The 25534-nt window shown below is 40.3% G+C and carries 21 protein-coding genes, 1 tRNA gene and 2 rRNA genes; 5 read left to right on the top strand and 19 right to left on the bottom strand.

The window, feature by feature from the left end; all coding sequences use genetic code 11:
* Positions 1–64 precede the first annotated feature (64 nt).
* Positions 65–1336, top strand: coding sequence for an FAD-binding protein (locus tag H539_RS0107940; protein WP_026693073.1), 1272 nt, complete (start codon positions 65–67; stop codon positions 1334–1336).
* Between the two features lie 461 nt (positions 1337–1797).
* Here the strand turns inward: H539_RS0107940 and H539_RS0107930 are convergent, their stop codons facing one another.
* The 8 genes from H539_RS0107930 to H539_RS0107895 all read right to left on the bottom strand — a co-directional run bounded on the left by H539_RS0107930 (position 1798) and on the right by H539_RS0107895 (position 12557).
* A complete protein-coding gene (locus H539_RS0107930; RefSeq protein WP_026693072.1) occupies positions 1798–2505 on the bottom strand; it encodes an SH3 domain-containing protein in 708 nt (235 codons plus the stop codon).
* 447 nt (positions 2506–2952) lie between these two features.
* A complete protein-coding gene (locus H539_RS0107925) occupies positions 2953–4398 on the bottom strand; it encodes a glycoside hydrolase family 1 protein (RefSeq protein ID WP_026693071.1) in 1446 nt (481 codons plus the stop codon).
* A gap of 62 nt (positions 4399–4460) precedes the next feature.
* Entirely contained in the window at positions 4461–6293 is a 1833-nt protein-coding gene (locus H539_RS0107920; protein ID WP_026693070.1) for a beta-glucoside-specific PTS transporter subunit IIABC, read from the bottom strand.
* Between the two features lie 361 nt (positions 6294–6654).
* Positions 6655–7488, bottom strand: coding sequence for a BglG family transcription antiterminator LicT (gene licT / locus H539_RS0107915; protein WP_026693069.1), 834 nt, complete (start codon positions 7486–7488; stop codon positions 6655–6657).
* A gap of 534 nt (positions 7489–8022) precedes the next feature.
* Positions 8023–8646, bottom strand: coding sequence for a nitroreductase family protein (locus tag H539_RS0107910; RefSeq protein ID WP_245602143.1), 624 nt, complete (start codon positions 8644–8646; stop codon positions 8023–8025).
* 142 nt (positions 8647–8788) lie between these two features.
* Positions 8789–9955, bottom strand: coding sequence for an iron-containing alcohol dehydrogenase (locus H539_RS0107905; protein ID WP_026693067.1), 1167 nt, complete (start codon positions 9953–9955; stop codon positions 8789–8791).
* 850 nt (positions 9956–10805) lie between these two features.
* Entirely contained in the window at positions 10806–11318 is a 513-nt protein-coding gene (locus H539_RS0107900; RefSeq protein ID WP_026693066.1) for a type 1 glutamine amidotransferase domain-containing protein, read from the bottom strand.
* 243 nt (positions 11319–11561) lie between these two features.
* On the bottom strand, positions 11562–12557 hold the full coding sequence (locus H539_RS0107895; protein ID WP_026693065.1) for an aldo/keto reductase: 996 nt from the start codon (positions 12555–12557) through the stop codon (positions 11562–11564).
* A 523-nt stretch (positions 12558–13080) separates the two neighbouring features.
* Here H539_RS0107895 and H539_RS0107890 point away from each other — a divergent pair.
* Entirely contained in the window at positions 13081–14475 is a 1395-nt protein-coding gene (locus H539_RS0107890; RefSeq protein WP_026693064.1) for a hypothetical protein, read from the top strand.
* Between the two features lie 600 nt (positions 14476–15075).
* Here the strand turns inward: H539_RS0107890 and groL are convergent.
* The gene (gene groL / locus H539_RS0107885; RefSeq protein WP_026693063.1) at positions 15076–16713 is read right to left on the bottom strand and encodes a chaperonin GroEL; all 1638 of its coding nucleotides are present in this window, start codon (positions 16711–16713) and stop codon (positions 15076–15078) included.
* 75 nt (positions 16714–16788) lie between these two features.
* Positions 16789–17073 carry a co-chaperone GroES gene (groES, locus tag H539_RS0107880; RefSeq protein ID WP_026693062.1) on the bottom strand — a complete coding sequence of 95 codons (285 nt, stop codon included), beginning with the start codon at positions 17071–17073 and terminating at the stop codon, positions 16789–16791.
* 286 nt (positions 17074–17359) lie between these two features.
* On the opposite strand from groES, the gene H539_RS0107875 reads away from it, so the two are divergent.
* Both H539_RS0107875 and H539_RS0107870 read left to right on the top strand, forming a co-directional pair.
* The gene (locus H539_RS0107875) at positions 17360–18094 is read left to right on the top strand and encodes a CPBP family intramembrane glutamic endopeptidase (RefSeq protein ID WP_026693061.1); all 735 of its coding nucleotides are present in this window, start codon (positions 17360–17362) and stop codon (positions 18092–18094) included.
* A complete protein-coding gene (locus H539_RS0107870) occupies positions 18091–18294 on the top strand; it encodes a YdiK family protein (protein ID WP_026693060.1) in 204 nt (67 codons plus the stop codon). Before H539_RS0107875 ends, H539_RS0107870 begins: the two co-directional genes overlap by 4 nt.
* 33 nt (positions 18295–18327) lie before the next feature.
* Here the strand turns inward: H539_RS0107870 and H539_RS0107865 are convergent, their stop codons facing one another.
* Positions 18328–18987 carry a redox-sensing transcriptional repressor Rex gene (locus H539_RS0107865; protein ID WP_026693059.1) on the bottom strand — a complete coding sequence of 220 codons (660 nt, stop codon included), beginning with the start codon at positions 18985–18987 and terminating at the stop codon, positions 18328–18330.
* A 43-nt stretch (positions 18988–19030) separates the two neighbouring features.
* Complete coding sequence (gene moaC / locus H539_RS0107860) at positions 19031–19519, bottom strand: cyclic pyranopterin monophosphate synthase MoaC (protein WP_026693058.1); 489 nt, start codon at positions 19517–19519, stop codon at positions 19031–19033.
* Between the two features lie 177 nt (positions 19520–19696).
* Here moaC and H539_RS0107855 point away from each other — a divergent pair, with 177 nt between their 5' ends.
* Positions 19697–21628 carry an ABC-F family ATP-binding cassette domain-containing protein gene (locus tag H539_RS0107855; protein WP_026693057.1) on the top strand — a complete coding sequence of 644 codons (1932 nt, stop codon included), beginning with the start codon at positions 19697–19699 and terminating at the stop codon, positions 21626–21628.
* Positions 21629–21962: 334 nt separating this feature from the next.
* Here H539_RS0107855 and tsaD read toward each other — a convergent pair whose 3' ends face one another.
* The 7 genes from tsaD to H539_RS0107820 form a co-directional block, all read right to left on the bottom strand.
* Positions 21963–22973, bottom strand: coding sequence for a tRNA (adenosine(37)-N6)-threonylcarbamoyltransferase complex transferase subunit TsaD (gene tsaD / locus H539_RS0107850; RefSeq protein ID WP_026693056.1), 1011 nt, complete (start codon positions 22971–22973; stop codon positions 21963–21965).
* On the bottom strand, positions 22973–23422 hold the full coding sequence (gene rimI, locus H539_RS0107845; protein WP_026693055.1) for a ribosomal protein S18-alanine N-acetyltransferase: 450 nt from the start codon (positions 23420–23422) through the stop codon (positions 22973–22975). Before rimI ends, tsaD begins: the two co-directional genes overlap by 1 nt.
* A gap of 12 nt (positions 23423–23434) precedes the next feature.
* On the bottom strand, positions 23435–24130 hold the full coding sequence (tsaB, locus tag H539_RS0107840; protein WP_026693054.1) for a tRNA (adenosine(37)-N6)-threonylcarbamoyltransferase complex dimerization subunit type 1 TsaB: 696 nt from the start codon (positions 24128–24130) through the stop codon (positions 23435–23437).
* Entirely contained in the window at positions 24130–24585 is a 456-nt protein-coding gene (gene tsaE / locus H539_RS0107835; RefSeq protein ID WP_026693053.1) for a tRNA (adenosine(37)-N6)-threonylcarbamoyltransferase complex ATPase subunit type 1 TsaE, read from the bottom strand. The genes tsaB and tsaE overlap by 1 nt, the downstream gene beginning before the upstream one ends.
* A gap of 319 nt (positions 24586–24904) precedes the next feature.
* Positions 24905–24978 (bottom strand) — tRNA-Met (locus tag H539_RS0107830).
* 202 nt (positions 24979–25180) lie between these two features.
* Positions 25181–25297, bottom strand: a 5S ribosomal RNA gene (rrf, locus tag H539_RS0107825).
* Positions 25298–25364: 67 nt separating this feature from the next.
* Positions 25365–25534 (bottom strand): 23S ribosomal RNA (locus tag H539_RS0107820); the annotation flags it as partial.

Raw genomic sequence — 25534 nt, 5'->3', positions numbered from 1 at the left:
TGAAAATTCTTGCTACTTATGCCTATATTAATGCTAATGCAACAGTAAAAGAGGAGTGAGGATCATGGTTTTGAAACGAAATTGGGCTGGCAATTTTCAATATAGTACAACTAATTGGTATGAACCTGAATCTGTTAAAGAGCTCCAACAATTGGTTGCCAGGGTTAAAAAGCTGCGCGTTATTGGAACTCGCCACTCATTTAATAGCATAGCAGATTCTAATGAGAATATGATATCCCTGCAAAAACTAGGTAAGGTCTTATCCATTGATCCAGAAAAAGAAACCGTAACAGTGGAAGCAGGAATCAAGTATGGAGACCTTTGCCAAGTGCTTCAGCAGCATGGCTATGCCTTACATAACCTCGCTTCCCTTCCGCACATTTCAGTGGCGGGAGCTTGTGCAACAGCCACACATGGCTCAGGTAACAGGAATCAAAATTTAGCTTCAGCGGTACGCGCTATGGAAGTGATCACTGCTGATGGTAGTATTGTAACCTTTTCAAAAGAAAAATCCCAGGATGAATTAAATGGAGCGGTTGTGGGATTAGGTGGAATCGGTGTAGTCACGAAACTGACACTGGATATCCATCCAAGTCATCAAATGAGGCAGGATGTTTATGAGAATCTTCCATTAGAACAGCTGAAACACGATTTTGACGCCATTTTTTCCAGTGCCTATAGCGTCAGCCTGTTTACTGATTGGCGGGATGAGTTCTTTAACCAGGTTTGGCTGAAAAGCAAACTGACAGATGATCAGTCTTTTTCATTAGGAGAGGACTTTTATGGATCAAGTGCAGCCAAAGAAGAACTCCATCCCGTACCTGGGGTCGGGGCAGAAAATTGTACAGCACAGCTGGGCGTGGCTGGGGATTGGCTTGACCGCATGCCGCATTTCCGGATGGATTTCACTCCAAGTAAAGGGAAGGAGCTCCAGAGTGAATATATTTTGGACCGCAAGTATGCCTATAAGGCTCTTTGTGCCATTAGTGAGATCCGGGAACACATTGCGCAGCATTTATTAATATCCGAAGTACGGACCATTGCGGAGGACGAGCTTTGGATGAGTCCATCCTATAAGCAGGATTCCGTTGCCTTTCATTTTACCTGGCAGGATAATTGGGCAGAAGTCCAGAAGGTGCTTCCACTGATTGAAGACAAGCTTGAACCTTTTCAAGCAAAGCCGCATTGGGGAAAACTGTTTACAACCTCACCTGCAAGGATCCAATCCCTTTATGAAAAGATGCCTGCATTCCGAGAGCTGCTTTTAAAGTATGACCCGGATGGTAAGTTTCGGAATGAGTTTTTGAATACGTTTATTTTTAATGAGGAAATGTGAAGACGTTATACGCAATGAGCGAAAGCCCAAGTACAAAAAAGGAATTGCCCACAAGAGCAGCTCCTTTTTTGCTTAATCTTATTCCCTCTTTGAACATGTGGTAAGCGCCTCACAATCCCCTTAGGTTTCGAGATCTTAGATAATATACTCGCATTCATAAATACTATAAATGCACAGGCTTGCATAAAAGCAGGGATTTCTTGCATAGGGCTTAATTTGTCGTTACTACTGAGGTTTTGATATATTTCTCGGGAAATTGCCGAAAGTTGAAGAATAGGATTTCGACTAGAAGGTACAAAGAAACTTCTAAAATACACCTATATTGTACGATTCTTTAGCTGTATAGCTGTTACCTAGTTGCAGAAATTACGAAATAATCCATTTTTTGAGGCGCTTGTTAAGTGTGTATTTGGTAAGTTATATCGTTAGGCAATACAAAAGACAAAAACCGAAGCGGGCACTCACTTTTTAAATAAGGAAAAAAACCAACCTCTTTTTACTTTACGGTTTCGTAACTCTTCCTCTAAACGCCTATTAAAATTACTTTGCAGAGTCCATTCTTGTTTCTGTTCGTCCCGCAAATGCTGCAGTTCTTTTTCCAGGAATTCACTTCTTTGTTTTTCCTGTTGCAGCAAGCTTTCATAATGAGCATTCTGCTGATCAGTTAATTTTTCAATTTTAGCATTCGTTCTTTGTGCTGAATTCCCAATACTTGAACTTATAACATGATGATCCTGCTGAAGACGTGAAACCTTGGTTTTAAGCTGTGACATTTCACTTGTCAACTGGACATTGACTTCTCGTGTGGCTGCAAGTTCCTTAACCAAAACCATCAAAATCTCTTTTAATTGATGAGGGTCTGCCGGTAATTGTTCATATGTATCGTTGATCGCTACGTCGGTTACAATGGATTCTTCTAATCGTTCTTTTTGCTGCTCAGCAAGATCTTTAGCTGTATCGTCCAGCGGCTTGTCCGTATCGCGTAACGCTATAAGCGCTCCTATATCAGTTTGAACAAAGATCCGCCTGTCTCCTTCCTTCAAAAATTCATATCCATTCCGCTCTAAGATCTGTCCATACTTTCGAACGGTGGGAGTAGCAATTCCCACTTCTTCTGCGACTTCCTTGGAAGAGAAAGCTCGTTCATTCGGTTGTATATCGTGCCGCATATCGCACCTCCTCCCATTCAATATGCCGGTTTTTATATGGATTTGCAAGAGTCATATCGACCATGTCTATCTAGTGCGGACTAGCATTTTCTTATTCTCTCATTTGATTGGGCTGAACATATTTCCTAGGTTTTAGAATAAGTATACCTTTAATGCATTTAACATAACTGTGTTTAATCAGAAAAAAAGGACGATTTAGGGAAGGTAATGGAAAGAGAAGGCCTCCAATCAGCTACCGATGGAAGACCTTCTCTAAGAAAATGATATAAGATATTGTCTGGCAGTTATGAGCTGATGTTTATTACATCATGCCGCACATAAGCTGAGCAAACCAGAGAAGAATCAATTGTGAGTAATTGTTAAACCACTTTACATTCATTTAAAATGTAACAACAAGTTGTTTAAACCGAACGGTACGGGAGACATAGGGGTATCCCCTCCTGTTGATTAAAGTTGATCACCATTTGTGGCGATGACATTTTTATACCAGTAGAATGATTTTTTCTTTTTACGCTCTAATGTACCTCTGCCATCGTCATGCTTATCCACATATATTAGTCCGTATCGTTTCGACATTTCTCCAGTGGAAGCACTAACTAAGTCAATACAACCCCAAGATGTATAACCCATTAAATTAACGCCATCTTTGATTGCTTCACCCATCGCTTTAATGTGTTCCCGAAGATAATCAATTCGGTAGTCATCATTGATAGAACCGTTTTCTTCGACCTTATCATATGCACCTAAACCGTTTTCTACAACAAATAACGGCTTATGGTAACGGTCGTACAATTGGTTTAAAGAAATACGAAGTCCGAGCGGATCAATTTCCCATCCCCAGTCGCTTGTTTTTAGGAATGCATTCTTTATGCCTCCAAGAATATTGCCTTGACCTACTTCTTCAGGTGATTTATCTTTTTTCTCTGTGCGAGACATGTAATAACTTAGACCAATATAGTCAACTGGATTTTCTTTAAGAAGTTCCAAATCTCCTTCTTGAATATCCAGTTTAATATTATGTTCTTGGAAATACCGTTTAATAAAAGCAGGATACTCCCCGCGCACCTGTACATCTCCGCAGTAATAGTTAAATAATCTTTCTTCTTGCAGTGCATACATGACATTTTCAGGATTGCAATCTACTGAATAAGTCGGAAGATATACGATCATGCAGCCGATTTGTGCATCAGGGATGATTTCATGGCATTTTTTGACCGCCATCGCACTAGCTACAAATTGATGGTGATAGGATTGAAAAGTTGGCTGATAGTGGTCTTCCTCTTCTTGAATCGCAAACCCTAAGCCTAAAATCGGCATATGAAGACTGCTGTTGATTTCGTTGAAAGTCATCCAGTATTTTACTTTGTTTTTATAACGGTTAAACAGGGCATCTGCGTATCTTTCAAAGAATGTAACCAATTTACGGCTTCTCCATCCACCGTACTCTTTTACAAGATGCAAAGGCATTTCATAATGTGAAATGGTGACAACTGGCTCAATCCCGTGTTTAAGTAACTCATCAAACACACGGTCATAAAAAGCCAGTCCTTCCTCATTTGGTGTTAATTCTTCACCGGTAGGGAAAATCCGTGTCCAAGCGATCGACATGCGATATGCTTTGAATCCCATTTCAGCAAAAAGGGCAATATCTTCTTTATAACGGTGATAAAAATCAATAGCATCATGATTTGGATAAGTGTATTTTTCATGGTTCAGTTTAAAATCAAATCCAGGATCATTTAATACTTTCAAACGTACTTTTCCACCCGGAAGAACGTCAGGCGTACTAAGTCCTTTTCCGCCTTCTTTATAAGCTCCCTCTAATTGATTGGCAGCTGTTGCACCGCCCCATAAAAAGTTCTTAGGAAATTGAAAAGAGTTAGAAATTGTCATTTAATACGCTCCTATTATTTTAACATTCTGACTGCTACAGGAAGTAGCAGTCAGGTCATCCATTAACCGATAACTGTTAACAATGTTTCTTTTTCTGAGATGTTTTCTTGGTTCGTTGTAGAAATTTCTGAGTAATTTGCGCTGTTGGTGATGATCACAGGCGTAATGGTTTCAAAACCTGCTTTTTTGATTTTTTCCAGGTCAAATTCAACAAGCAAATCTCCTGTTTTTACTTTATCACCTTGTTTTACATAAGCAGCGAAATGTTCCCCATTTAATTTTACTGTATCGATTCCGACATGAATTAAAATTTCGATGCCCTCTTCCGAAGTGATACCAATGGCATGTTTTGTTTTAAATAATGACGATACAACTCCATTAACGGGAGAAACCACTCTTCCTTCTGAAGGATCAATCGCGATTCCTTTGCCCATGGCTCCGCTTGAAAATGCTGCATCTCGAACATCAGATAATTTTACTACTTTGCCATTAACAGGATTCGATACTTCTTTAACTTGATTTTCGTTCATTTTACTTTGATTGCTGTCTTCTTTACTATCTTCAAATCCTAAAATGTATGTTAACACTGCAGCAACAACAAAACTAATTGCAAATCCAATCATCACATAGATAAATGTATTACCGATGAATATAGGAATGGAAGCTAAAGCAGGTGTAACAACAGCATGAGCTTTCGCACCAAAAGCACCTACAAAGCCACCGCCAACCGCACCACCGACGGCTGCACCAATAAATGGACGTTTCAATTTCATATTAACACCATACATGGCTGGTTCTGTAATACCCATTAAGGCAGTGAATGACGTAGAAGCGGCTAATGATTTCAAATTTTTATCCTTCGATTTAAGGTAAACACCAAAAGCTGCACCTGCTTGTCCTAAATTCGCCATCCCCATAATCGGTAAAACAAAGTCTCCGCCCATTTTAGCAATATTTTGTAGCATAATTGGAACGAAAGCATAGTGCATACCTGTCATGATAATAAGAGAGAAGGTTCCTCCAAGGATAATTCCCGTAGCCAATCCAGTCTTCCCATACAATAGTGCCATTACGGATGATAGTCCGTTTCCAATATAACTTCCTAAAGGTCCAATCACAATCAATGTAACTGGCACTACAATGAGCAGCGTAACCAAGGGTGCAAAAATAGTTCGAACGGCATTTGGAACGACTTTATTAGAATATCTATCTACATATGATAAAAACCAAACTGCCAACAAGATTGGGATGACAGAATAAGAATAACTAACAACTTTAATTGGTAAACCGATGAAATGTACGGTTGCAACATGGTTGTTCATCAAATTTACAAAATCAGGGTAAACAAGCGAGCCTGCTAAAGCTCCTGCTATATATTCATTCGTTTTAAATTTCTTTGCTGCACTAAAAGCAAGTAAAATAGGTAAAAAGTAAAAGGCAGCATCTCCAATGACGTTTAAGATTTTAAACGTTTCGCTTTTATCCGACATCCATTTTAATGAGACAAATAAAGCTACAAAAGCTTTTAGCATACCTGCTCCAGCAATAACCGGAATTAAAGGTGTAAAACTTCCTGCAATAAAATCAAATATGGAACTTACAATATTTTTATTCGCACTTTTATTTACAGTATTGTTTCCGTGGCTCGTAATGTTTGAGTTTTTGGTGATTTCAGCAAAAACATCGGGAACCTTATCTCCGATAATTACTTGAAATTGTCCACCGCTATTCGTAGTTCCCATTACGCCTGGTAATTTTTCAATTTTTTTACGATTCGCCTTGCCTTCTTCATACAAGTTGAAACGGAGCCGTGTCATACAATGCGTTAGGTTTTGTATATTTCCTTCTCCACCTACTAATTCTAAAATTTCTCCCGCTGTTTTTTTGTAATCCATAAACGTGTCCTCCTTAATTTTTAAAAAGTAACGAAAATGGTTTTGCCTGGCTAACCAGTAACAATCCTATTTCAATCAACTCTTCATCGGCTTTGGCCCGAACCGATGAGAATAAAAAAACCTAAACCACGCCCATGGAAAATACACATGGTGCCATGATTTAGGTTTTGCCTGCTTTGCAGTAACAATCCTATAATCGTATTGAACCGATTAAACGAAAAAAACCTAAATTGCACGCTTCATCCAGCTTTGCAATCTAGGTTTTGCCTGCATAATCAGTAACAATCCTAAATAATTAATATTAATTATGTGTAAATAATAACATCGCTTTCTTTTAATGTCAACGCTTTCTTTTTCCTTTTTATTGGCGTTTTACAACCCTTTCAATATGAATGGTGAGATAGCCCATTTCTTCTTTCGTCAGCTCCTGGTTATAGGTTTTTTCTATATATTCCTGGATCTTTCGCGTGCATAAAAATGTCTCCTTATGCTTTTCCTTCACCATTTCATAAAGAAAATCATCCTGGCTTTCCAAATTGATATTACTAAAAAGTCGCTGCGCAAAAAAACGAAGATGGGTCAAAAACCGGAAATAATTTAATGATTCCTCATTAATCTCTATTTTAAAATGATATTTTACAATGTTTAAGATATCTTGAATTAGATTCGTCATGTTCACGACGTTTGGCATTTCTTCATTTAACTCCGCATTGACAATATGCATGGCGATGAACCCGGCTTCGTCCTCCGGGAGAGAAATCCCTAGCTTCCTATCAATCTTATTTAAAGCCGCTTTACCGATTGAATATTCTTCTTTATAGATCCTTTTGATTTCCCATAATAACGCGTTCGTTATTTGCATCCCTGTTTTGCTTCTTTCAATCGCAAAATTAATATGGTCCGTTAATGCCACATAAATGCTGTCATTTAATTTTTTTCCGAGGCTTTCCTTTGCATATTGGATAATTTCCTCTGATACCTCCATATATTCTAAAGGAATATCATAAAGAAGCATTTTAAACTTTTCAGACATGTCCCGATTGTCTAGCCTGAAAATTTTCTCAATCCTCGTTTCATCTACAAGGTCACCGGACTTCTTTTGAAACGCAATGCCCCTGCCCATCAAGACCAGCTCCTTGTTCTGGTCGTCTAAGACACTAACAACATTGTTATTAATTACCTTTGCTATCTTCATATAGTTCACCTTTTGTGAATTATTTTAAAATTAAAAAAATAAAACCTAAAACTAGTTATAGTTTTAGGTTTTGCCCGAATCATCAGTAACAATCCTACAATTATAAATATTATTAGTAAAATAGTAACACCTTTTAAAACCCCGTGCAAGTACCTACATAAATACAACCCTGTATTTCACTGATTACTAATCAAACATTCCTTCCATTCCTACACAAGTCTTCCGTATCATTCTCCTCATCATTTTCACTTGAAACCAGAAGTTGGATTTATCTATTGTTTTTTATCAATTTATCACTGTATTTATGTTGTGTAATTAATTTATGGTTTTGCTTCATCGGCTTTAACAAAAGACCGGTAAAGCGTAATCAGGCTGATAGGTTGGCTGTATTACAGCTTTAGCCCCGTGTATCTAATAAGATATATCATCGAAGGCAAATGTTTTTCCACTGTTGGTTCCTATAAAAAGGAGCGACTGGCGTTACATCTTGAAATAAAAGAGGAGGACTTAATAGCCCTCCAGTGCACCCTGTGGTTAATTGAATGTAACGATTTTTTCTAAGTCAAAACGATGATGTGGATATCCTTCAGCATCTGCTTTACCAATGGGTAGAATGCCGGCAAATTTGACATGCCCTGGAAGATTCAGGAGCTCTCTTAATTTTTCCTGATCAAAACCCAGCATAGGATTGCTTGAATATCCATATCCTTGAACGGCAAGCATTAAAAACCCGAAAGCAATATTTGTTTGGGTTAATCCCCATTGAGCTCGATCTTCCACCGTCATTCCATTGAAAAATCCTGACAGATTGGCCACTTCTTCTTCCTTGCGCTCTGGTGGAAGTCCCGGATGTACAGTGTCAGCAATATTTGCAAGTACATCCTCCATATCACTTGTAACCACAACAACCGCGGGTGCTGAAGTTACTTGTTTTTGACCATAAGCTGCTTCTTCCACCTTTTCCTTTAGATCGTTATCTGTCACTACATGGAAACGCCATGGTTGAAGGTTCCAAGCACTTGGGGATAAGCGGACCAACTCAAAAATCTTATTTAGGTCTTGCTGAGGAATAGGCTCCTGCTTATATTTGCGAATGCTATAACGTGTTTCAATTGCTTGTTGTACCGATAGAGATTGTTCCGTTGTGTTCATAGCCATGGTGATCATCCTTTCTAGAAAAAGTCTTAATTATGTTACCCAACCTAAATACACAATAACCTTTTGTTAGTTAAAATTTACACTATGCGTTGCATAGTCTCAATCATCACAAACGAAACATTTCAAACTTTTCAGGTTCTCATTAGAAGTCGATTCGATCTCCGTTATAAGCCGCAATGTAGATTTTTTTCATATCCTCTACTGATACTTGTCTAGGATTCGATGGAGTACATGGGTCTTCAACAGCTCCCTCGGCCATCTGGTCCAAGTGTTTATGAAATTCTGCCTCATCCACACCGAATTCCTTTAAAGTGAGCGGAAGATTTAAAGATTTGTTTAAGCGGCTTATCAGTTCTGTTAGTGAATCAATTAATTCATCATCTGTGCTGCCATCCAAACCAAGCATCCTTGCGATGTCAGCATACCTTGAACTTTCAGCCTTTCTATTATAATCAATCACATACGGGAGATAGAGTGCATTAGCTGTTCCATGCGGAATTTTAAAAATCGCCCCACTCTTATGGGAAAGGCTGTGGACAATTCCTAGGAATCCATTAGAAAAGGCCATGCCTGCAATGGCTTGTGCATAATGCATTTCTGCTCTTGCAGCTTTATCACCAGATGCGGATTTTTCTATATTTTCTACCACCTGCCTGATCGACTGCATTGCCAACGGATCAGCAAAAGAGTTATGCGCAGTGGACACATAAGCTTCTATACCGTGTGTTAAAGCATCCATTCCCGTATAAGCTACAATGGAAGCCGGCATGGAATACGTCAACTCAGGATCAATAATGGCAATATCAGGCGTGATCTCATATCCGAATACCGGATACTTAACTCCCTTATCATAGTCTGTAATGACAGAGAATGGGGATACATCGCTGCCTGTTCCACTAGTTGTTGAAATCGCGATGAAACGCGCCTTCTTACGCAATGTCGGCAGTACGTTGGGAGCCTTGATCTGATCAAATGGCAGCTCAGGGTTTTCGTAAAAAATCCACATTAGCTTTGCCGCATCCAGTGGCGATCCACCACCAGCGGCAATGATCCAATCCGGCTGGAATTCTTCCATCTTCTTGCCCCCGTTTTGGGCGGTTGTTATTGATGGATCGTTTTCAACGCCTTCAATTAGTTGGGTTTCTATGCCAGCCTCACGCAAATGGGATTCGATTTTATCTAAATAACCGGACTTTTTAATCGATTGACCCCCAATCACAATGGTCGCTTTTTTCCCTTCAAGACTTTTCAATACTTCCAGCGACCCTTCCCCAAAGTAAACATCTCTCGGAATAGTGAAACGGTTCATATGTGCTCACTCCTTACTTAGTAATCGGGAACTGTAACAGTCTTCCCCTATAGTTGTGTCAAAAAACAAAAATCAACGAATAAATTGTTAAACTTAAGGTCATCCCTAACTAATTTCTGAACAGACTAAGATCTCATGCATGCTCATCTTACATATAACTAAACTGCCCACATTTTGATTATTTCTCGCCGCTGCACGCCACCAAGTTGGTTGGAATAAGATGGGAGGAAAGGTGTTCCAGCGAAGTCATTACTATATTCTAAACCAGAACATTAAACAATCTCAGCAGTGAAAGAGGGAACCAGCACTCCCTAGAATGGGATATAATTACAAGAAGGCAGAATCCTGGCACAGAGGTTAGTATAATACCTACTTTAAAATGTGAATAGTACGCACTTTTTATATATATAGTATATTTTTATATACCAATTGCTGTTGATGATGTTTTTCAAAGTTCTACTAAAAAAGACCCCCGTCGTTTAATTTAGATCGTCGTGCAAACTCATTAATGATCGACCCTTTCTTTGATGTCATGGGGTATCATGAAATTTCAGGTAAATATTTTTAAATTTTTTAACACTACATAGAAAGTATGCTTAAATTAGGATTGCCTACTGCACAAAAAATCATTCGGTAACAAAATTTTTGAGTGGGAAATTAATTTATCATACATAGTAAATCCAGTTTATTTAATGGACAAAAAAGGTGGCCCTACTCTCTTGGAGTATTGCCACCAGTAAAATATATAGCTTAATCTTATTACCATTTGTTAAAAGGGCTGTTCGACTAGAATGTAGGCTTTAGTTAACTTCAAATTCAGTTATTAACCCATTTTTCGCTAAGTATACTATTAGTTAGCTAATAGTTTTAAAGCTTCACGATTAAATGCCGGGATATCATCCGGAGTACGGCTAGTCACAATGTTCTTGCTTACTACAACTTCTTCATCTTTGTAGTTTGCGCCCGCATTTTTTAAATCGTTACGAATAGATTTAAAGCCAGTCATATCCACGCCTTTTAAAAGATTAGTATCAATTAGCACTTGTGGTCCATGACAAATAGCAAAAACAGGTTTTCCTTCTTGAATAAATGCTTTTGCAAATTCACCAAAACGGTCGTCTTCACGTAATAAATCAGGAGAGAAACCACCTGGAATAAGTAAGGCGTCAAAGTCTGCAGGATTTACTTCCGCAATCCCTTTATCAATTTTTACTGTTTCACCTTTTTTACCAGTTACTTCGTTCGCTGATTGTTTGTCGATGGTAATGACTTGATGACCAGCTTCTTTAAATGCCCGTGCTGGCTCTGTATATTCTACATCTTCAAATAAATTTGTTATAAGTGTAGCAACCTTTTTACTCATACTTAATCCCCTCCTTGAAATAGTAAAAACAGAAGTGCGGTGATTCCGTAAAGCTGATTAATCTTCTGTGTATTGTATATATTACTGCTAATTAACACATACCGCATCTAAAATGCTCAATTGAAATAAATAAGCAGAACAGCATCACAACGTTATTTATCTAAAAATTTTCATCCGATATGTTCAGGTAATGAACATATCGGATGGTGTATATAGTATTAATAGAAAAGTTTATATTATATCTTATATTTCATTTTTTGTAGGTGGGGCCATAAATTCGGGACCAATTGGATCTTTAATAGTTGTTTTTAATATTTGATCGATAGTAGCTTTGTCTTCATCTGTTAGTTTCCAGCCTGTGATGTCATTTACTGCTTCGACCTGATCCGGACGACGTGCTCCCCAAAGAGCGATGTCGGCACCTGGCTGGTCTAAAATCCAACGAACCGCCAGATGAATAACGGACTTATTATAGTGTTCTTTCGCCAGTTTTTCTAATCGCTCAACAGCACGTATATATTGATCAAAACGGGGGTGTTGAAATTTAGGGTCATTATTTCGCAAATCGTCCCCATTAAATTTATAATCACTTGTCATTTTTCCAGATAATAAACCACGACATAGACTTCCGTATAAAAGGGTTGCTATATTATGCTTTTCACAATAAGGAAGGATATCTTTTTCAATATCACGCTCAAATAAATTGTATGGAGGTTGAGCCGTATGTAAAGGGGCCGCTTTACGGAATATCTCCATCTGCTCCGTTGAAAAATTACTAACTCCGATAGCACGAATTTTCCCAGAATCATATAGATTTTTCATGGCCTCAGCTGTTTCTTCAATAGGAACAAGCGGATCTGGCCAATGCAATTGATACATATCGATATAGTCTGTTTGAAGTCGTTTGAGTGAATCTTCAACTTCTTTCATAATTCGTTGTCTTGAGCCATCACGAAACGGTTGCTCATTTTTCCAATTTAAAGCTACTTTTGTAGCAATCAGGATACGATCACGATTTCCATATTGTTTCACAGCTTTTCCGACTATTTCTTCCGATGTGCCAAAACCATAAACGGGGGCAGTATCAATGACATTAATCCCTTTATCGAGAGCTGCATGAATCGTTTGAATCGAATTTTCTTCATTCGTTCCTCCCCACATCCAGCCTCCAATGGCCCAAGTCCCAAGTCCGATACGCGAAGCCTTCATGTCTGTATTTGCTACTTGAACGTATTCCACTTTTAAGCCCTCCTTTTTTTATGCTAAAACCTGTTTGGTAATATAAAATCGTTTATAAAAAAATAACATTTTCTTTATATTTTATCCAAGTAAAAAAGCTTAAATCCTCCTTATTTTTACCGAGGATTTAAGCTTTTGGTATTCCGCAATCACACCGATTGTGGAATATCATTTTCTATTGAATAGTATATTTGTACTGCGCATTACTTTTTATATCCACTCCCAATCACAATCAGGGAATTTCCATTTTTTAATCCTTAAACAAATAGAAAATAGGGATGGTTGTCTTGGCCCAATTATGTACCAGGATAATCAGACCTCTCTAATGTTGTCCTCGCATCATATCTTGTATTTCCTCTTAAAAATCAGGTATTATCCTAAAACCATAACATACAGACATACCATAAGCTATAAGTGGTATAAACTTCTTATATACACGGGGCATGCCTACTCAATTTACTCATTTTTGATTCGAGCTAATTAGTGGTACAATTACAATAAGAATCGTGAAGGGATGATGAAAATGAAAAACGAACGTGTTATGTCTCTTGAAGATATTAACCCAAATATCACATTCACCATTGAGGGTCTCTACTTTTTCCAAGGATTTCAAGTGATAGAGGCTTACAAGAATGACGGATGTTATTATGCATTTTATTACAAAAATCAATTTCTTACCGAAAAAAAGACAACAAAAATAAAACGCAACTCAACACTTGCTAAAATATTAACACAAGGTGTATACATCCCTTCTCCTCATCCTCTTCTTAATTCCTTTACATCCAAGCATCCCTTGCAACAATCCCCAACATTAAACGTAACCTGGAAAAAAATAAATAAAACCTACCCTAAAGTTGAAGCAGCATACATTTTAACCGCTTTTGATTGTTATGTAAAAAAAGAAAATCTCATTTTCATTTTGAAAGATATTTGTTTACAATTCCGTAGAGATGGAGATTTTCTTAATGCCTATCGCATTCTCCGACTAGTAGTAGAAAAATATCCTACTAATGAATGGGCTCGTTCTTTAATTAGTCATCTTGACTATTATAAATACTCACTTCATTATCAATCTGATCCAGTAACTCTGCTTAAATATGACTCCATTTATGCCGAAAACCAGCTGTATTCAAATAAAGAAAGTGCTCCTTTTTTTCATCTACTTCAGAAAAAATTACGTTCAGAATCAAGAGAACAGGAATGTCTCGCCTTATATTTCGCTAGATTAACGAAAGAAACACAGCAGTTCAGTGAGCTTTTTCATGAATTTATTGAATTATTATCTGCCTATTATTCAGAACAAGAATCCCTCTCGATCCTACAAATCCTTTATAAGGAAACCATCTCAACAGAAAACAAAGCAATCGTGCAAGTACAATACCTTTCCATTTTATGGACATCTAAGCAATACCAGGAGATTTTTACAGTACTCGCACAACATAAAGAGCAGTTATCAAAAGCCCAAATGGATTTATTCCTAAAAGCCCTCCATCAACTAGGTCCATCTTATTCCATCCCATTTGAACTCATTAACACAAATAATTTAGTTCATGCAGACAAGGTGCAATTAGAACAGCTGATGCTAATCCTTATTCCAAGACTCTTTGAAAAAAACAATATTACCTATGTATATAACTGGCTAAAGCCTCTTCTCCATCTATCCTTAGCCTCTTTTCATACCATTAAAACCATGTATCACATTCAAGAAGAGCCTGACCAACAGTTCTATTTGGGACAATTATATTACCAGCTGGACCAACTGCCTCAAGCCGTCGACTGCTTTCTATGGGACATCGAGATGAATCCTTCCAGCTCTAAACCCATCAAATGGTTAATAAAAGTATATCGTGAACTCGGTATGCTAGAAGAATCCAAAACCTATCAACACTTGTACAAACTTGTTCAAAAAAGCTCATAAAGGAAAAAGTAAGTAGTTCAGTTCTGGAGTACAAAACATAAAATACACTGCTTTTCACATGCGAATTCGTTAAAAATTCCGTATGCATGTTAAGACAACATTTCATGTGTGTTTTTGCACTTCAACATATCATTCACAGGGATAAATTTTTATTGTAGGCTTGTGTTTTGTATTGTGAATTCACCTACGAAAGAACAAAAAAAGCCACATCGAAATCCAATTCATTGACACAACCCTTTAATTTACTTTCATAGAGTCTACTACGTAATAAAAGAGTACTCCATAGTCTTTTCCATTTAGGGAAAGTGATCTTATTGAAAATCAACAAATGAGGTACATATCAATGGCTGCAATCAAAGACCTACTAAGCAGAAGTGGTAAGTAGATTATCCATTACCGATTTAATTTTTAACCAGATAGCAATAAGAAATCATTAAGGGATTATTATTAATATGCATCAGCTCTAACATCAGTAAAAAATAAAAGAGGCTTCTCAATTATTTTTTTCAAATAACGAGAAGCCTCTTTTATTTACCTATTGTTAGCATTTTGTTAGCAAATTACACATGAACCCTTATATATCAAGGGTCTGAGCGGTCATTACATCATGCCGCCCATTCCACCCATGCCGCCCATGCCGCCCATATCAGGCATGCCGCCAGCATTCTCGTCTGGTTTGTCTGCTACTACAGCCTCAGTTGTCAGGAACATAGCTGCAACAGATGCTGCGTTTTGAAGTGCAGAACGAGTAACTTTAGTTGGGTCAACGATCCCAGAGTCGATCATATTTACCCATTCTCCAGTAGCAGCGTTGAAGCCAGTGCCGACTGCTTCACGCTTAAGGCGTTCTACGACTACAGAGCCTTCAAGGCCAGCGTTGTGAGCGATTTGGCGTACAGGCTCTTCGATTGCACGAAGAACGATGCTTACACCAGTAGCTACGTCGCCTTCTGCCTCGATTTCATTAATTTTGCTGTATACATTAAGAAGTGCAGTACCACCGCCGGCAACGATTCCTTCTTCAACTGCTGCGCGTGTGGAGTTCAATGCATCTTCAATGCGGAGCTTGCGTTCTTTAAGCTCAGTTTCAGTTGCAGCTCCAACCTTGATTACAGCTACACCACCTGCAAGCTTAGCAAGACGCTCTTGTAATTTTTCACGGTCAAATTCAGAAGTAGTTTCTTCTAATTGAACACGGATTTGGTTTACACGTGAAGAGATTTGAGCACTTTCGCCTGCACCTTCAACGATTGTTGTGTTTTCTTTAGAAACCACAACCTTAGCAGCACGGCCAAGAGATGCAACAGTTGCAGATTTAAGGTCACGGCCAAGCTCTTCAGTGATGACTTCCCCGCCAGTCAGGGCAGCGATATCCTCAAGCATAGCTTTACGGCGGTCACCGAAGCCAGGAGCCTTAACAGCCACTGCATTGAATGTTCCGCGAAGCTTGTTCAGAACAAGTGTCGCAAGTGCTTCACCTTCAACATCTTCAGCAATCAGCAATAATGGCTTGCCCTGCTGTACGACCTGCTCAAGCACAGGAAGGATTTCCTGAATGTTTGTGATCTTCTTGTCAGTGATCAGGATATAAGGATTTTCCAGAACTGCTTCCATTTTGTCAGAATCAGTCACCATGTATGGAGAAGCATATCCACGGTCGAACTGCATTCCTTCTACTACATTTAGTTCAGTTGTGAATCCTTTAGATTCTTCGATTGTGATAACACCATCGTTACCAACGCGCTCCATAGCTTCTGCAATCAATTGGCCCACTTCTTCGTCAGCTGAAGAGATCGCAGCAACCTGAGCGATGGACTCTTTGCTTTCGATTGGCTTAGAGATTGCCTTAAGCTCTTCCACACCAGCTACGACCGCTTTTTCGATACCTTTGCGGATACCCATTGGGTTAGCGCCTGCTGTTACGTTTTTCAAGCCTTCGCGGATCATAGCCTGAGCAAGAACTGTTGCAGTTGTTGTACCGTCACCTGCTACATCGTTCGTTTTGCTTGCCACTTCAGCAACAAGCTTCGCACCCATGTTTTCAAAAGCGTCTTCAAGTTCGATTTCTTTTGCGATGGTTACACCGTCATTGGTGATAAGCGGAGAACCGAATTTTTTCTCAAGAACCACGTTGCGTCCCTTTGGTCCAAGTGTTACTTTAACAGCATTAGCCAGTGCATCTACACCGCGCAGCATAGAGCGGCGTGCATCTTCACTAAATTTAATATCTTTAGCCATTGTTTCATTACCTCCCTGGAATTATAAAAAGTAAGTATTAAACATAAACTAAATAAGTATTTTTATGGAAAATGATCAGCCGATTACAGCCAGGATGTCACTTTCGCGAAGAATTAAGTATTCGTTGCCTTCGTATTTCACTTCAGTACCTGCATATTTTGAGAAGATAATATGGTCGCCTTCCGAAACTTCTAAAGCGACTTTTTCACCGTTATCAAGAACACGTCCTGTTCCAACAGATACAACTTTGCCTTCAGACGGTTTTTCCTTTGCAGTATCCGGTAAAACGATACCGCTGGCTGTTTTTTCTTCGGATTGAACTAGTTCAATTACTACACGATCACCTAATGGTCTTAACAAATGAAACAACCTCCTCAAATTTCTTTGAATAAGATTAAAATTATTAGCACTCAGCACCATCGAGTGCTAACACATTTATTATATTAAATAAAACGGGTACATTTTGCAAGCAGGAACCTTAAAAAAATTCACCTTGATTTTAATCTTCATTACCAATTCATGGCTATTATAGTATAGTCATAATAGGACTTGCTCAGACATAATGTTTGAACAATATTTTACCAGCAAGTAAAATGGCTTTTGTCATGAGTTTATCGAAAATAGTCGAATAAAAGGGGATATACTATTGAAAAAGAAGTATTGGCTGGTCGTGACTGTCTATGTCGCCATGCAGCTTTCCAGCCTGATTGGCGTTCCTATAACCGCATGGATCGAAAAAAGTATGGGCTATTCCCAAAAGACCATTCAATCCACCTCAGGAGCCTATTGGATTGTGTTCAGCTTCATTGCAGCCCTTATCGTCATCCTTTCGATCCTTAGAGATGAAATGAAGGATACGATGTACCGGAAAGAAGCGGCCCCTATTCCCGTTTCCATTGCATGGGCCATCGGCGGCGTTTTTCTCTCGTTATTTGCACAGGGCTTAGCGGGAAATATTGAGCGCCTGATCGGAATTAAACCGGGATCCGATAATACCCAGCAAATCATCCACCTCATTGAGGCTGTTCCGCTTGTGATTATTGTGAGTTCTGTTGTAGGGCCGATTCTTGAGGAAATTGTGTTTAGAAAGATTATTTTTGGGGGACTATACCGGCGCTTTAATTTTTTCATTTCAGCCATTATCAGTTCCGTCATTTTCGGCCTTGTCCATGGGGAGCCGTCTCATCTTCTTCTTTACTCCGCCATGGGCTTTTCATTCGCATTTCTCTATGTAAGAACAAAAAGGATTGTTGTACCAATCTTTGCGCATGTGTCCATGAACACATTAGTAGTCATGGTTCAGATTGTCTTTAGAGATGATATACAGAAGATGGTCACTCATTCAGAGAGGGTTCAAGGCTTCATAGGAGGGTTTTTATGACCAGAAGATCGCCATTAATCATGGCACTGATCTATTTTGCACTTGGTGTTCTATTCACCGTTTTTGCCACACAAAATGTTTCACAGAACGGATGGGGATTTTTCTCCTATTTCCTAGTGTTTTTAGCCACACTGGACTTTGCTTCAGCCTTGAGGATGGCCGCTCTGCATTTCAAGATCAGAAAGCTTAATAAGAAATGAATAATAGGAGCCTGCATCGGCTCCTTTTTATTTTTATATCGTATCTTCTTTTTCATTGGAAGGATAGTGCTTTAAGAAATAGACAAATGATTGCAGCTCTACCGCTAAATCAATATGGTGGACCCTGATGGAAGGCGGAACATTCAAGCGTGCCGGCGTAAAATTCAGCAGGCCTTTGATGTCTGCCTCGATCAGCTGGTCTGTGATAATCTGGGCAACAGGTGCCGGAACCGTCAATATCGCCACACTTATTCCTTCTTCGACCAATTTCTCCTTAAGCTGATCCATGTGGTAAATCGGCACATCGCCGATTGACGTTCCCACCTTGGTTTCATCCACATCAAACCCAATTTCAATTTTAGTATTATTATTTTTCAAAAAGTTATAATTAAGGAAGGCTGTGCCAAGATTTCCTACCCCGATCAAAGCAACCTTTGTCAGTTCATCCTGATCCAAAGTCTTCCGGAAGAATCCAAGCAGATAATTCACATTGTAGCCGTAGCCCTTTTTGCCCAATGCCCCGAAATAGGAAAAATCCCGTCGGATTGTTGCCGAATCCACTTTTACCGCTTCGCTTAACTCAGCGGATGAAACCCTTTGCTTTCCCTGTGAATGCAAATTATTCAAGAAACGGTAATAAAGCGGCAGCCTTCTAGCTGTTGCCTGAGGTATTCTGATTTGTTCCTGTGCCATTGCTGTCTCCCCTCTTTAGTTATTGATGATGGTGAAGATCTTTCTATTTCCCCCTCAGATAGTCCTGGCTCGATACTCCGCCGGTTTTTTCTATCAGGAAAGTCGGACCGATCACCATGCCTTTATCGACTGCCTTGCACATATCGTATACGGTGAGAGCCGCTGCAGACACCGCTGTCAGCGCTTCCATTTCTACTCCTGTATTCCCTTTTGTTTTGACCGCTGCAGTTATGATGAGAGTATAGCCCTCTTTTGCTTTTTCCCATTTAAAATGAATGTCCACTCCATTGATTGGGATGGGATGGCACATCGGTATAATGGATGGTGTATTTTTACATGCCATGATTCCGGCGACCTGGGCAACGGATAAGACGTCTCCTTTTTTCATTTCCTGGTTGACAATCTTTTCGTAGATGTCCTCATTTACAAGAATACTGGATTGAGCGATGGCGCTCCTTGCAGTCTCAGGCTTATGGCCTACATCCACCATTCTCGCTCGCCCTTCATTATTGAAATGTGTAAATTCCGCCATTTTGACACCTCTTCATTCGATGATACACTATTTTAAAAAGTCTGTGTATGCTGTTTTTTTGTTAACTATATCACAAAGTCACCTATACCGCTTATAGAGCGGCTTGATTCCTGGAATTTATTCTTTCCTCTTTTTGAAAAAATAAGGTAAACTAACCTTAAGTTATGAGGTGAAAATATGATCTTACTTCAAGTAAATGCATTATCCAAATATTATGGCGCTGAAGTCGCCCTTTCTAATATAAAGCTTGAGATTCAGAATCGGGACAGAATTGCCCTTGTCGGGAGAAACGGAGCAGGCAAATCGACCCTTTTAAAAATTATAGCCGGGATCGCCTCTTATGACAGCGGTGAAATCATTAAGCCAAAGGATGTTACGATCGGCTATTTAGCCCAGGATACCGGTCTTGAATCCACCCTTTCCATCTGGGATGAGATGCTTACGGTTTATGAGCCTCTTCTGAAGCTTGAGAAAGAACTGAGAAGGCTCGAAGAAGAGATGGCCGCGCCTTTTGTCTATAATAATGAGGCAGCCTACCAGCGGGTGTTGAAGGAATACGATCAGGCCCAGATTTCATTTAAGGAAATGGGCGGTTATCAATATGAAGCAGACATACGTTCTGTGCTGCATGGCCTGCAGTTTTCCGGCTTCGATCATGGAACTAAAATATCGACGTTAAGCGGCGGACAGAAAACGCGGCTCGCTTTAGGGAAACTCCTCTTGACAAAGCCCGGCATCCTCATATTGGACGAGCCGACCAACCATCTGGATATCGATACGCTCTCCTGGCTTGAGCAGTATCTGCAGTCCTATTCAGGCTCTGTATTGATCGTTTCCCATGACCGTTACTTCCTCGATAAGGTTGTAAGCCAGGTCTATGAGATTTCCAGGACGGCGATTAAAAAGTATCCCGGGAACTATACAGAATACCTCGTCCAAAAAGCAGAGGATTTTGAGCGCGATATGAAACAGTACGAGAAACAGCAGGATGAAATTGCCAAGCTTAAAGACTTTGTCCAAAAGAATATTGCCCGGGCCTCCACAACCAAACGGGCACAGAGCCGCAGAAAACAGCTCGATAAGATTCAGGCCCTGGACCGTCCGCAGGGAGACGAGAAGTCAGCGTCCTTTAGCTTTGGTATCGAGCGGCAGAGCGGAAATGAGGTCCTGCAGACTTCTTCACTTGCCATTGGGTATGAGGGCGGAATTGTTGCCAAAGATATTTCGATCAGAGTATCCCGCGGCGACAGCATCGCTATTGTAGGACCGAATGGTGTTGGAAAATCCACTCTGTTAAAAACTATTATCAATGCCCTTCCGCCTCTGGGAGGAGCCTTTAAATTAGGGACAAACGTAAAGGTCGGCTATTATGACCAAAACCAGGCGAATCTTAAATCCAACAAAAGAGTCCTGAATGAATTGTGGGACGAGCATCCAGGCCATAACGAGAAAGACATCCGGACTGTTCTAGGCAATTTCCTCTTTACAGGCGATGATGTCCTGAAACCTGTTTCTACACTGAGCGGCGGTGAGAAGGCCAGACTGGCCCTTGCCAAGCTCATGATGGAGCAGGCGAACCTGCTGATTCTTGATGAGCCGACCAACCACCTCGATCTTGACAGCAAGATTGTGCTGGAAAATGCCCTGGTAGACTATCCTGGTACCATTCTTTTTGTATCCCATGACCGTTATTTTATTAACAGGATTGCCTCTAAGGTCATTGAGCTCTCAGTGGATGGATCGGAAGAATTCCTTGGCGATTACGATTATTATGTAGTTAAGAAACAGGAGCAGGAGGAGCTCGCCGCTCTTGAAGGCTTGACTGCAGCCTCTTCCGTAATACAGGAAAAGAAGTCCCATAAAATTGATAAAGAAGCCAAGAAACTTGAACGGCAGCGAAAAAGAAGACTTGAAGAAATTGAGTCTGCCATTGAGGAACTGGAACCAAAGATATCTCTTTATAATGAGCAGCTCTGCGATCCGGAAATTTTCCAGAATCACGAAAAAGTGATTGAAATAAACACTATGCTTGAGAATGCCAAAAAGGAATTAGATATAATGCTTGAGGAATGGGCGGAAATTGAAGAGTTATTAATGGAGGAAAGCTGATTCAGCTGGCAGGGAATGAGTATTGCTAAAGTCTCTGCCAGCTTTCTTATGTAATTAGACCCAGTTTCGACAAAAACTGTAAAACACTGTGTTTTATTTAATTCACAGATCTATCCACAGACCAAAACAAGTTATAGCAACTGTCAACAGACTTTTCCACAATATCCACATTATTTTCCTGACTTATCCACATATACAGGAGTTATTCACATGTGATAAACAACCTTAAAAAAAGTTATACACATAATTTTGCCACTATTCAAAAACAGGGACTATTCTCCTTGTTCGACAAAATCCCCAATTGAAAAAGCCGGCTTTCGAAAAGCCGGCTTTTTCATATTTCCAGACCAGGATTTGCATTCAGTGTATAATCCGATCTTTTTCCTTTTTCATAGGCCACACTTCCAATAGCCGCAATCATCGCAGCGTTGTCTGTGCATAGCGATAATGGCGGGATCACCAGGTCGATCTCTGGGATTTCCTTGAAAGCATCATCAAGGGCAGCCCGAAGCCCTTTATTGGCAGCAACTCCACCCGCCAGCAGCACCTGCTTGACGTTATATTCCTTGACGGCCCGCAGTGTTTTGGTTACAAGAACCTCTATGACGCTCTCCTGAAAGGAAGCCGCCAAATCTGCAGGTTCAATAGATTCCCCACGCTGTTCTGCATTATGAAGGGTGTTGATCACAGCCGACTTTAATCCGCTGAAGCTAAAGTCATAGGATCCTTCCTCGAGCCAGGATCGGGGAAGCTTAATGACAGGTTTGCCCTCATGTGCCAGCCTGTCGATATGTGGCCCCCCGGGGTATGGAAGATTCAGGGTGCGTGCTACCTTGTCATAGGCTTCGCCCGCAGCATCGTCCCTTGTTTCTCCGATTACCTCAAATGATCCATGCTCCTTCATATAAACCAGTTCAGTATGCCCTCCTGATACCACAAGGGATATCAATGGAAATTGAAGCTCTTTCACCAAACGGTTGGCATAAATATGGCCTGCAATATGGTGAACCCCGATTAATGGAATATTGTGCGCAAACGCCAAAGCCTTCGCAGCATTCACACCAATAAGCAGTGCCCCCACAAGACCGGGACCTTCTGTTACGGCTATGGCTGTAATATCACTATAATCCACCTGAGCCTGTTTAAGTGCTTCTTCTATCACAAGAGTGATCTGCTCTACATGATGGCGTGAAGCAATCTCAGGAACAACTCCGCCGAACCGTTTGTGACTCTCGATTTGGGAAGCCACTGTATTGGTCAATATTTCTGTACCATTCTTGACAATGGCGACAGCTGTCTCATCACAGCTCGTCTCAATGCCCATAATTATTTGATCTGTACTCACTATAATCTCACCCACATTACTAAAGCATCTTCGTAATTATCTGTATAATAGCTTTTTCTTATTCCGCCTTCTTGAAACCCCAGTTTCTTATAAAGAGACTTTGCCGCAGTGTTGGAGACTCTAACCTCCAAGGTCGCACTCACAGCCCCCATATTGCGGACAGTCTCGATCATCTTTACGAGTAAGGCCTCCCCCAGCCCTTTCCCTCTATGACTGGGAAGAACGGCTATATTGGTGATATGTGCCTCATCCAGCACCACCCATGCCCCGCAGTACCCAATGATCTGGTTCCCTTCCTCGAGCACCAAATAGACTGCATATTTATTCTGAGTCAATTCATTAATAAATGCTTCCCTGGTCCATGGCAGTGTAAAGGATTGATGCTCAACTTCCAGTACTTGATCAATATCGTTCACATTCATTAAGCGATAAGTCAATGTATTCCCCATCTGGCCTCTTCCTTACTTTAGATTTTGCTGCTCCCGCCATTTTGCTTCTGCTTCCGCAAGCCGTATATAATTTGGCACAAAAGTGTGGATATCCTCTGCCTCTTTATGAATACCTAAAAAAGCCAATTCGCCAGGCCGCGGATTAAAGGACGTATACGGAGCAAACTTCGCCTTCTCTCCCATGATTTCCTTGATTACTGACTCATGGATGGGCAGGTCGGTTCCTAAAAACAGAATCTCCTCTTCCCGCTGCTTGAGCTCCTCTGCCCAATCTGAAGCCAGCACATTTCTATCGTCCTTTACAGTTTGAAGAAGACCCTCATTGTATCCATATAATCCGGTATAAATCTGGCCCCTTCTCGCATCGAATAAAGGAGAAATCAAACCATTAAAATGCTTTCCATTTGCAGCCAGCACCTCCAGGCTTGATATTCCCGATAAAGGAATGTTCAATGTCCAGGCAAGCGTCTTGGCAATGGTCACGCCAATTCTGACTCCTGTATATGAACCCGGCCCTTTTGCTACAACCACTTTATCCAATTCCGCCGGTTTCACATTGCATTCCCTCATTAAATCCTGAATAGCAGGCATAACCCGTACCGAATGATTCTTCTGCAGGTTGGTAATATACTCCCCTGACACTTTTCCATCCTCCAGCAATGCAATTCCCATTACATAATTAGAGGTATCTATCGCTAACACCTTCATCAGAAAATCTCCTTACATAATTCTTCATACCTGGCACCGACAGGTTTGAATACAAATTTCCTGGCATTTAAATCTGTATGGTGGCTGATCGTTACCAGCAGCAGATCAGGAGGAAGCTGGCTCTCAATAAGATGTGCCCACTCCACGATCGTTACTCCCCCACCTGAAAAATATTCTTCGAATCCTAAATCCTCGTCCTGATCCTCCATGCGGTACACATCCATATGATACAGAGGAAGACGTCCCTGATATTCCTTTATAATGGTAAAAGTAGGGCTGTTCACATTCCTCTTCACTCCCAGGCCCTTTGCGATGCCACGGGTAAAAGCCGTTTTCCCAGCTCCCAAATCCCCTTCAAGCGCAAGTACATCACCAGGCATCAGCTTCTCCGCAAGCCGATTGGCAAAGGCAGCTGTTTCCTCTTCATTTTTCGTAATTAATTCATAAGAACTCATATTTCCACCTATTAAATAGAATTTATTAAATATTTAAGATATCTGCCGGATTTATAAAAAAACCTTAGGAGCAGCATTCCTAAGGACAATGATATCTCTATTAGTTTACCTTATTTTAAGCATCAGAGACAAATCATCAGGAAAAAAACACTCGTCTTATCCTTTTAAGATACAGGAATGCGGCTCTCTATCTAAAAAAAGCTCATCCTGTAGAAAAAAACCCATAATGGATGATACTAATTAAACGTTTGATTAAATATTTTTAAGCCATATTTCTGAAAAAAATAAAAAAGCGAAACATCGTTTCGCTTTTGTTGGATTGCGGGGACAGGATTTGAACCTGCGACCTTCGGGTTATGAGCCCGACGAGCTACCAGACTGCTCCACCCCGCGACGATATAAAAGAAAAAAGGTTTGCGTATGCTTTAAGTCCCTGCAAAGGACTGTCCCGATTTCAGTAAGCAATTCAGGATGCTGCTTAATCGGTACAACTCGCAGAATATTCATCGTAGTGGTGCTCGTTGCTCCACCCCGCGACGATATAAAAGTAAGAAGGTTTGCATATGTTTTAAATTAATAAAAGATAATAAAACTTGCCTGGCAGCGACCTACTCTCACAGGGGGAGAGCCCCCAACTACCATCGGCGCAAAAGAGCTTAACTTCCGTGTTCGGGATGGGAACGGGTGTGACCTCTTTGCCATAACTACCAGACAAAATGAAAGAACTTCGTTCCTTCAAAACTAGATAACAGAAGGCAGTACACGTTTCATAAACCAAATAGGTTAAGTCCTCGATCGATTAGTATCTGTCAGCTCCACGTGTCACCACGCTTCCACCTCAGACCTATCTACCTGATCATCTTTCAGGGATCTTACTAGCTTGACGCTATGGGAAATCTCATCTTGAGGGGGGCTTCATGCTTAGATGCTTTCAGCACTTATCCCTTCC

The sequence above is a fragment of the Peribacillus kribbensis DSM 17871 genome, assembly GCF_000430765.1.
In the GTDB taxonomy this organism is placed as follows: domain Bacteria; phylum Bacillota; class Bacilli; order Bacillales; family DSM-1321; genus Paraperibacillus; species Paraperibacillus kribbensis.
Note: the sequence above shows the minus strand (reverse complement) of the source record. Positions and strands in the feature narration are given on the sequence as shown.

What these genes read in the sequence shown, in the direction of transcription:
- tsaB (WP_026693054.1), bottom strand. Translation starts at nt 24,130, where the DNA reads ATGAAGGTGTTAGCGATAGATACCTCTAATTATGTAATGGGAATTGCA.
- H539_RS0107900 (WP_026693066.1), bottom strand. Translation starts at nt 11,318, where the DNA reads ATGAGTAAAAAGGTTGCTACACTTATAACAAATTTATTTGAAGATGTA.
- H539_RS0107905 (WP_026693067.1), bottom strand. Translation starts at nt 9,955, where the DNA reads ATGAACCGTTTCACTATTCCGAGAGATGTTTACTTTGGGGAAGGGTCG.
- H539_RS0107890 (WP_026693064.1), top strand. Translation starts at nt 13,081, where the DNA reads ATGAAAAACGAACGTGTTATGTCTCTTGAAGATATTAACCCAAATATC.
- moaC (WP_026693058.1), bottom strand. Translation starts at nt 19,519, where the DNA reads ATGGCGGAATTTACACATTTCAATAATGAAGGGCGAGCGAGAATGGTG.
- tsaE (WP_026693053.1), bottom strand. Translation starts at nt 24,585, where the DNA reads ATGAGTTCTTATGAATTAATTACGAAAAATGAAGAGGAAACAGCTGCC.
- H539_RS0107930 (WP_026693072.1), bottom strand. Translation starts at nt 2,505, where the DNA reads ATGCGGCACGATATACAACCGAATGAACGAGCTTTCTCTTCCAAGGAA.
- H539_RS0107920 (WP_026693070.1), bottom strand. Translation starts at nt 6,293, where the DNA reads ATGGATTACAAAAAAACAGCGGGAGAAATTTTAGAATTAGTAGGTGGA.
- groL (WP_026693063.1), bottom strand. Translation starts at nt 16,713, where the DNA reads ATGGCTAAAGATATTAAATTTAGTGAAGATGCACGCCGCTCTATGCTG.
- rimI (WP_026693055.1), bottom strand. Translation starts at nt 23,422, where the DNA reads ATGGGGAATACATTGACTTATCGCTTAATGAATGTGAACGATATTGAT.
- H539_RS0107910 (WP_245602143.1), bottom strand. Translation starts at nt 8,646, where the DNA reads ATGGCTATGAACACAACGGAACAATCTCTATCGGTACAACAAGCAATT.
- licT (WP_026693069.1), bottom strand. Translation starts at nt 7,488, where the DNA reads ATGAAGATAGCAAAGGTAATTAATAACAATGTTGTTAGTGTCTTAGAC.
- H539_RS0107855 (WP_026693057.1), top strand. Translation starts at nt 19,697, where the DNA reads ATGATCTTACTTCAAGTAAATGCATTATCCAAATATTATGGCGCTGAA.
- H539_RS0107925 (WP_026693071.1), bottom strand. Translation starts at nt 4,398, where the DNA reads ATGACAATTTCTAACTCTTTTCAATTTCCTAAGAACTTTTTATGGGGC.
- H539_RS0107870 (WP_026693060.1), top strand. Translation starts at nt 18,091, where the DNA reads ATGACCAGAAGATCGCCATTAATCATGGCACTGATCTATTTTGCACTT.
- H539_RS0107865 (WP_026693059.1), bottom strand. Translation starts at nt 18,987, where the DNA reads ATGGCACAGGAACAAATCAGAATACCTCAGGCAACAGCTAGAAGGCTG.
- H539_RS0107940 (WP_026693073.1), top strand. Translation starts at nt 65, where the DNA reads ATGGTTTTGAAACGAAATTGGGCTGGCAATTTTCAATATAGTACAACT.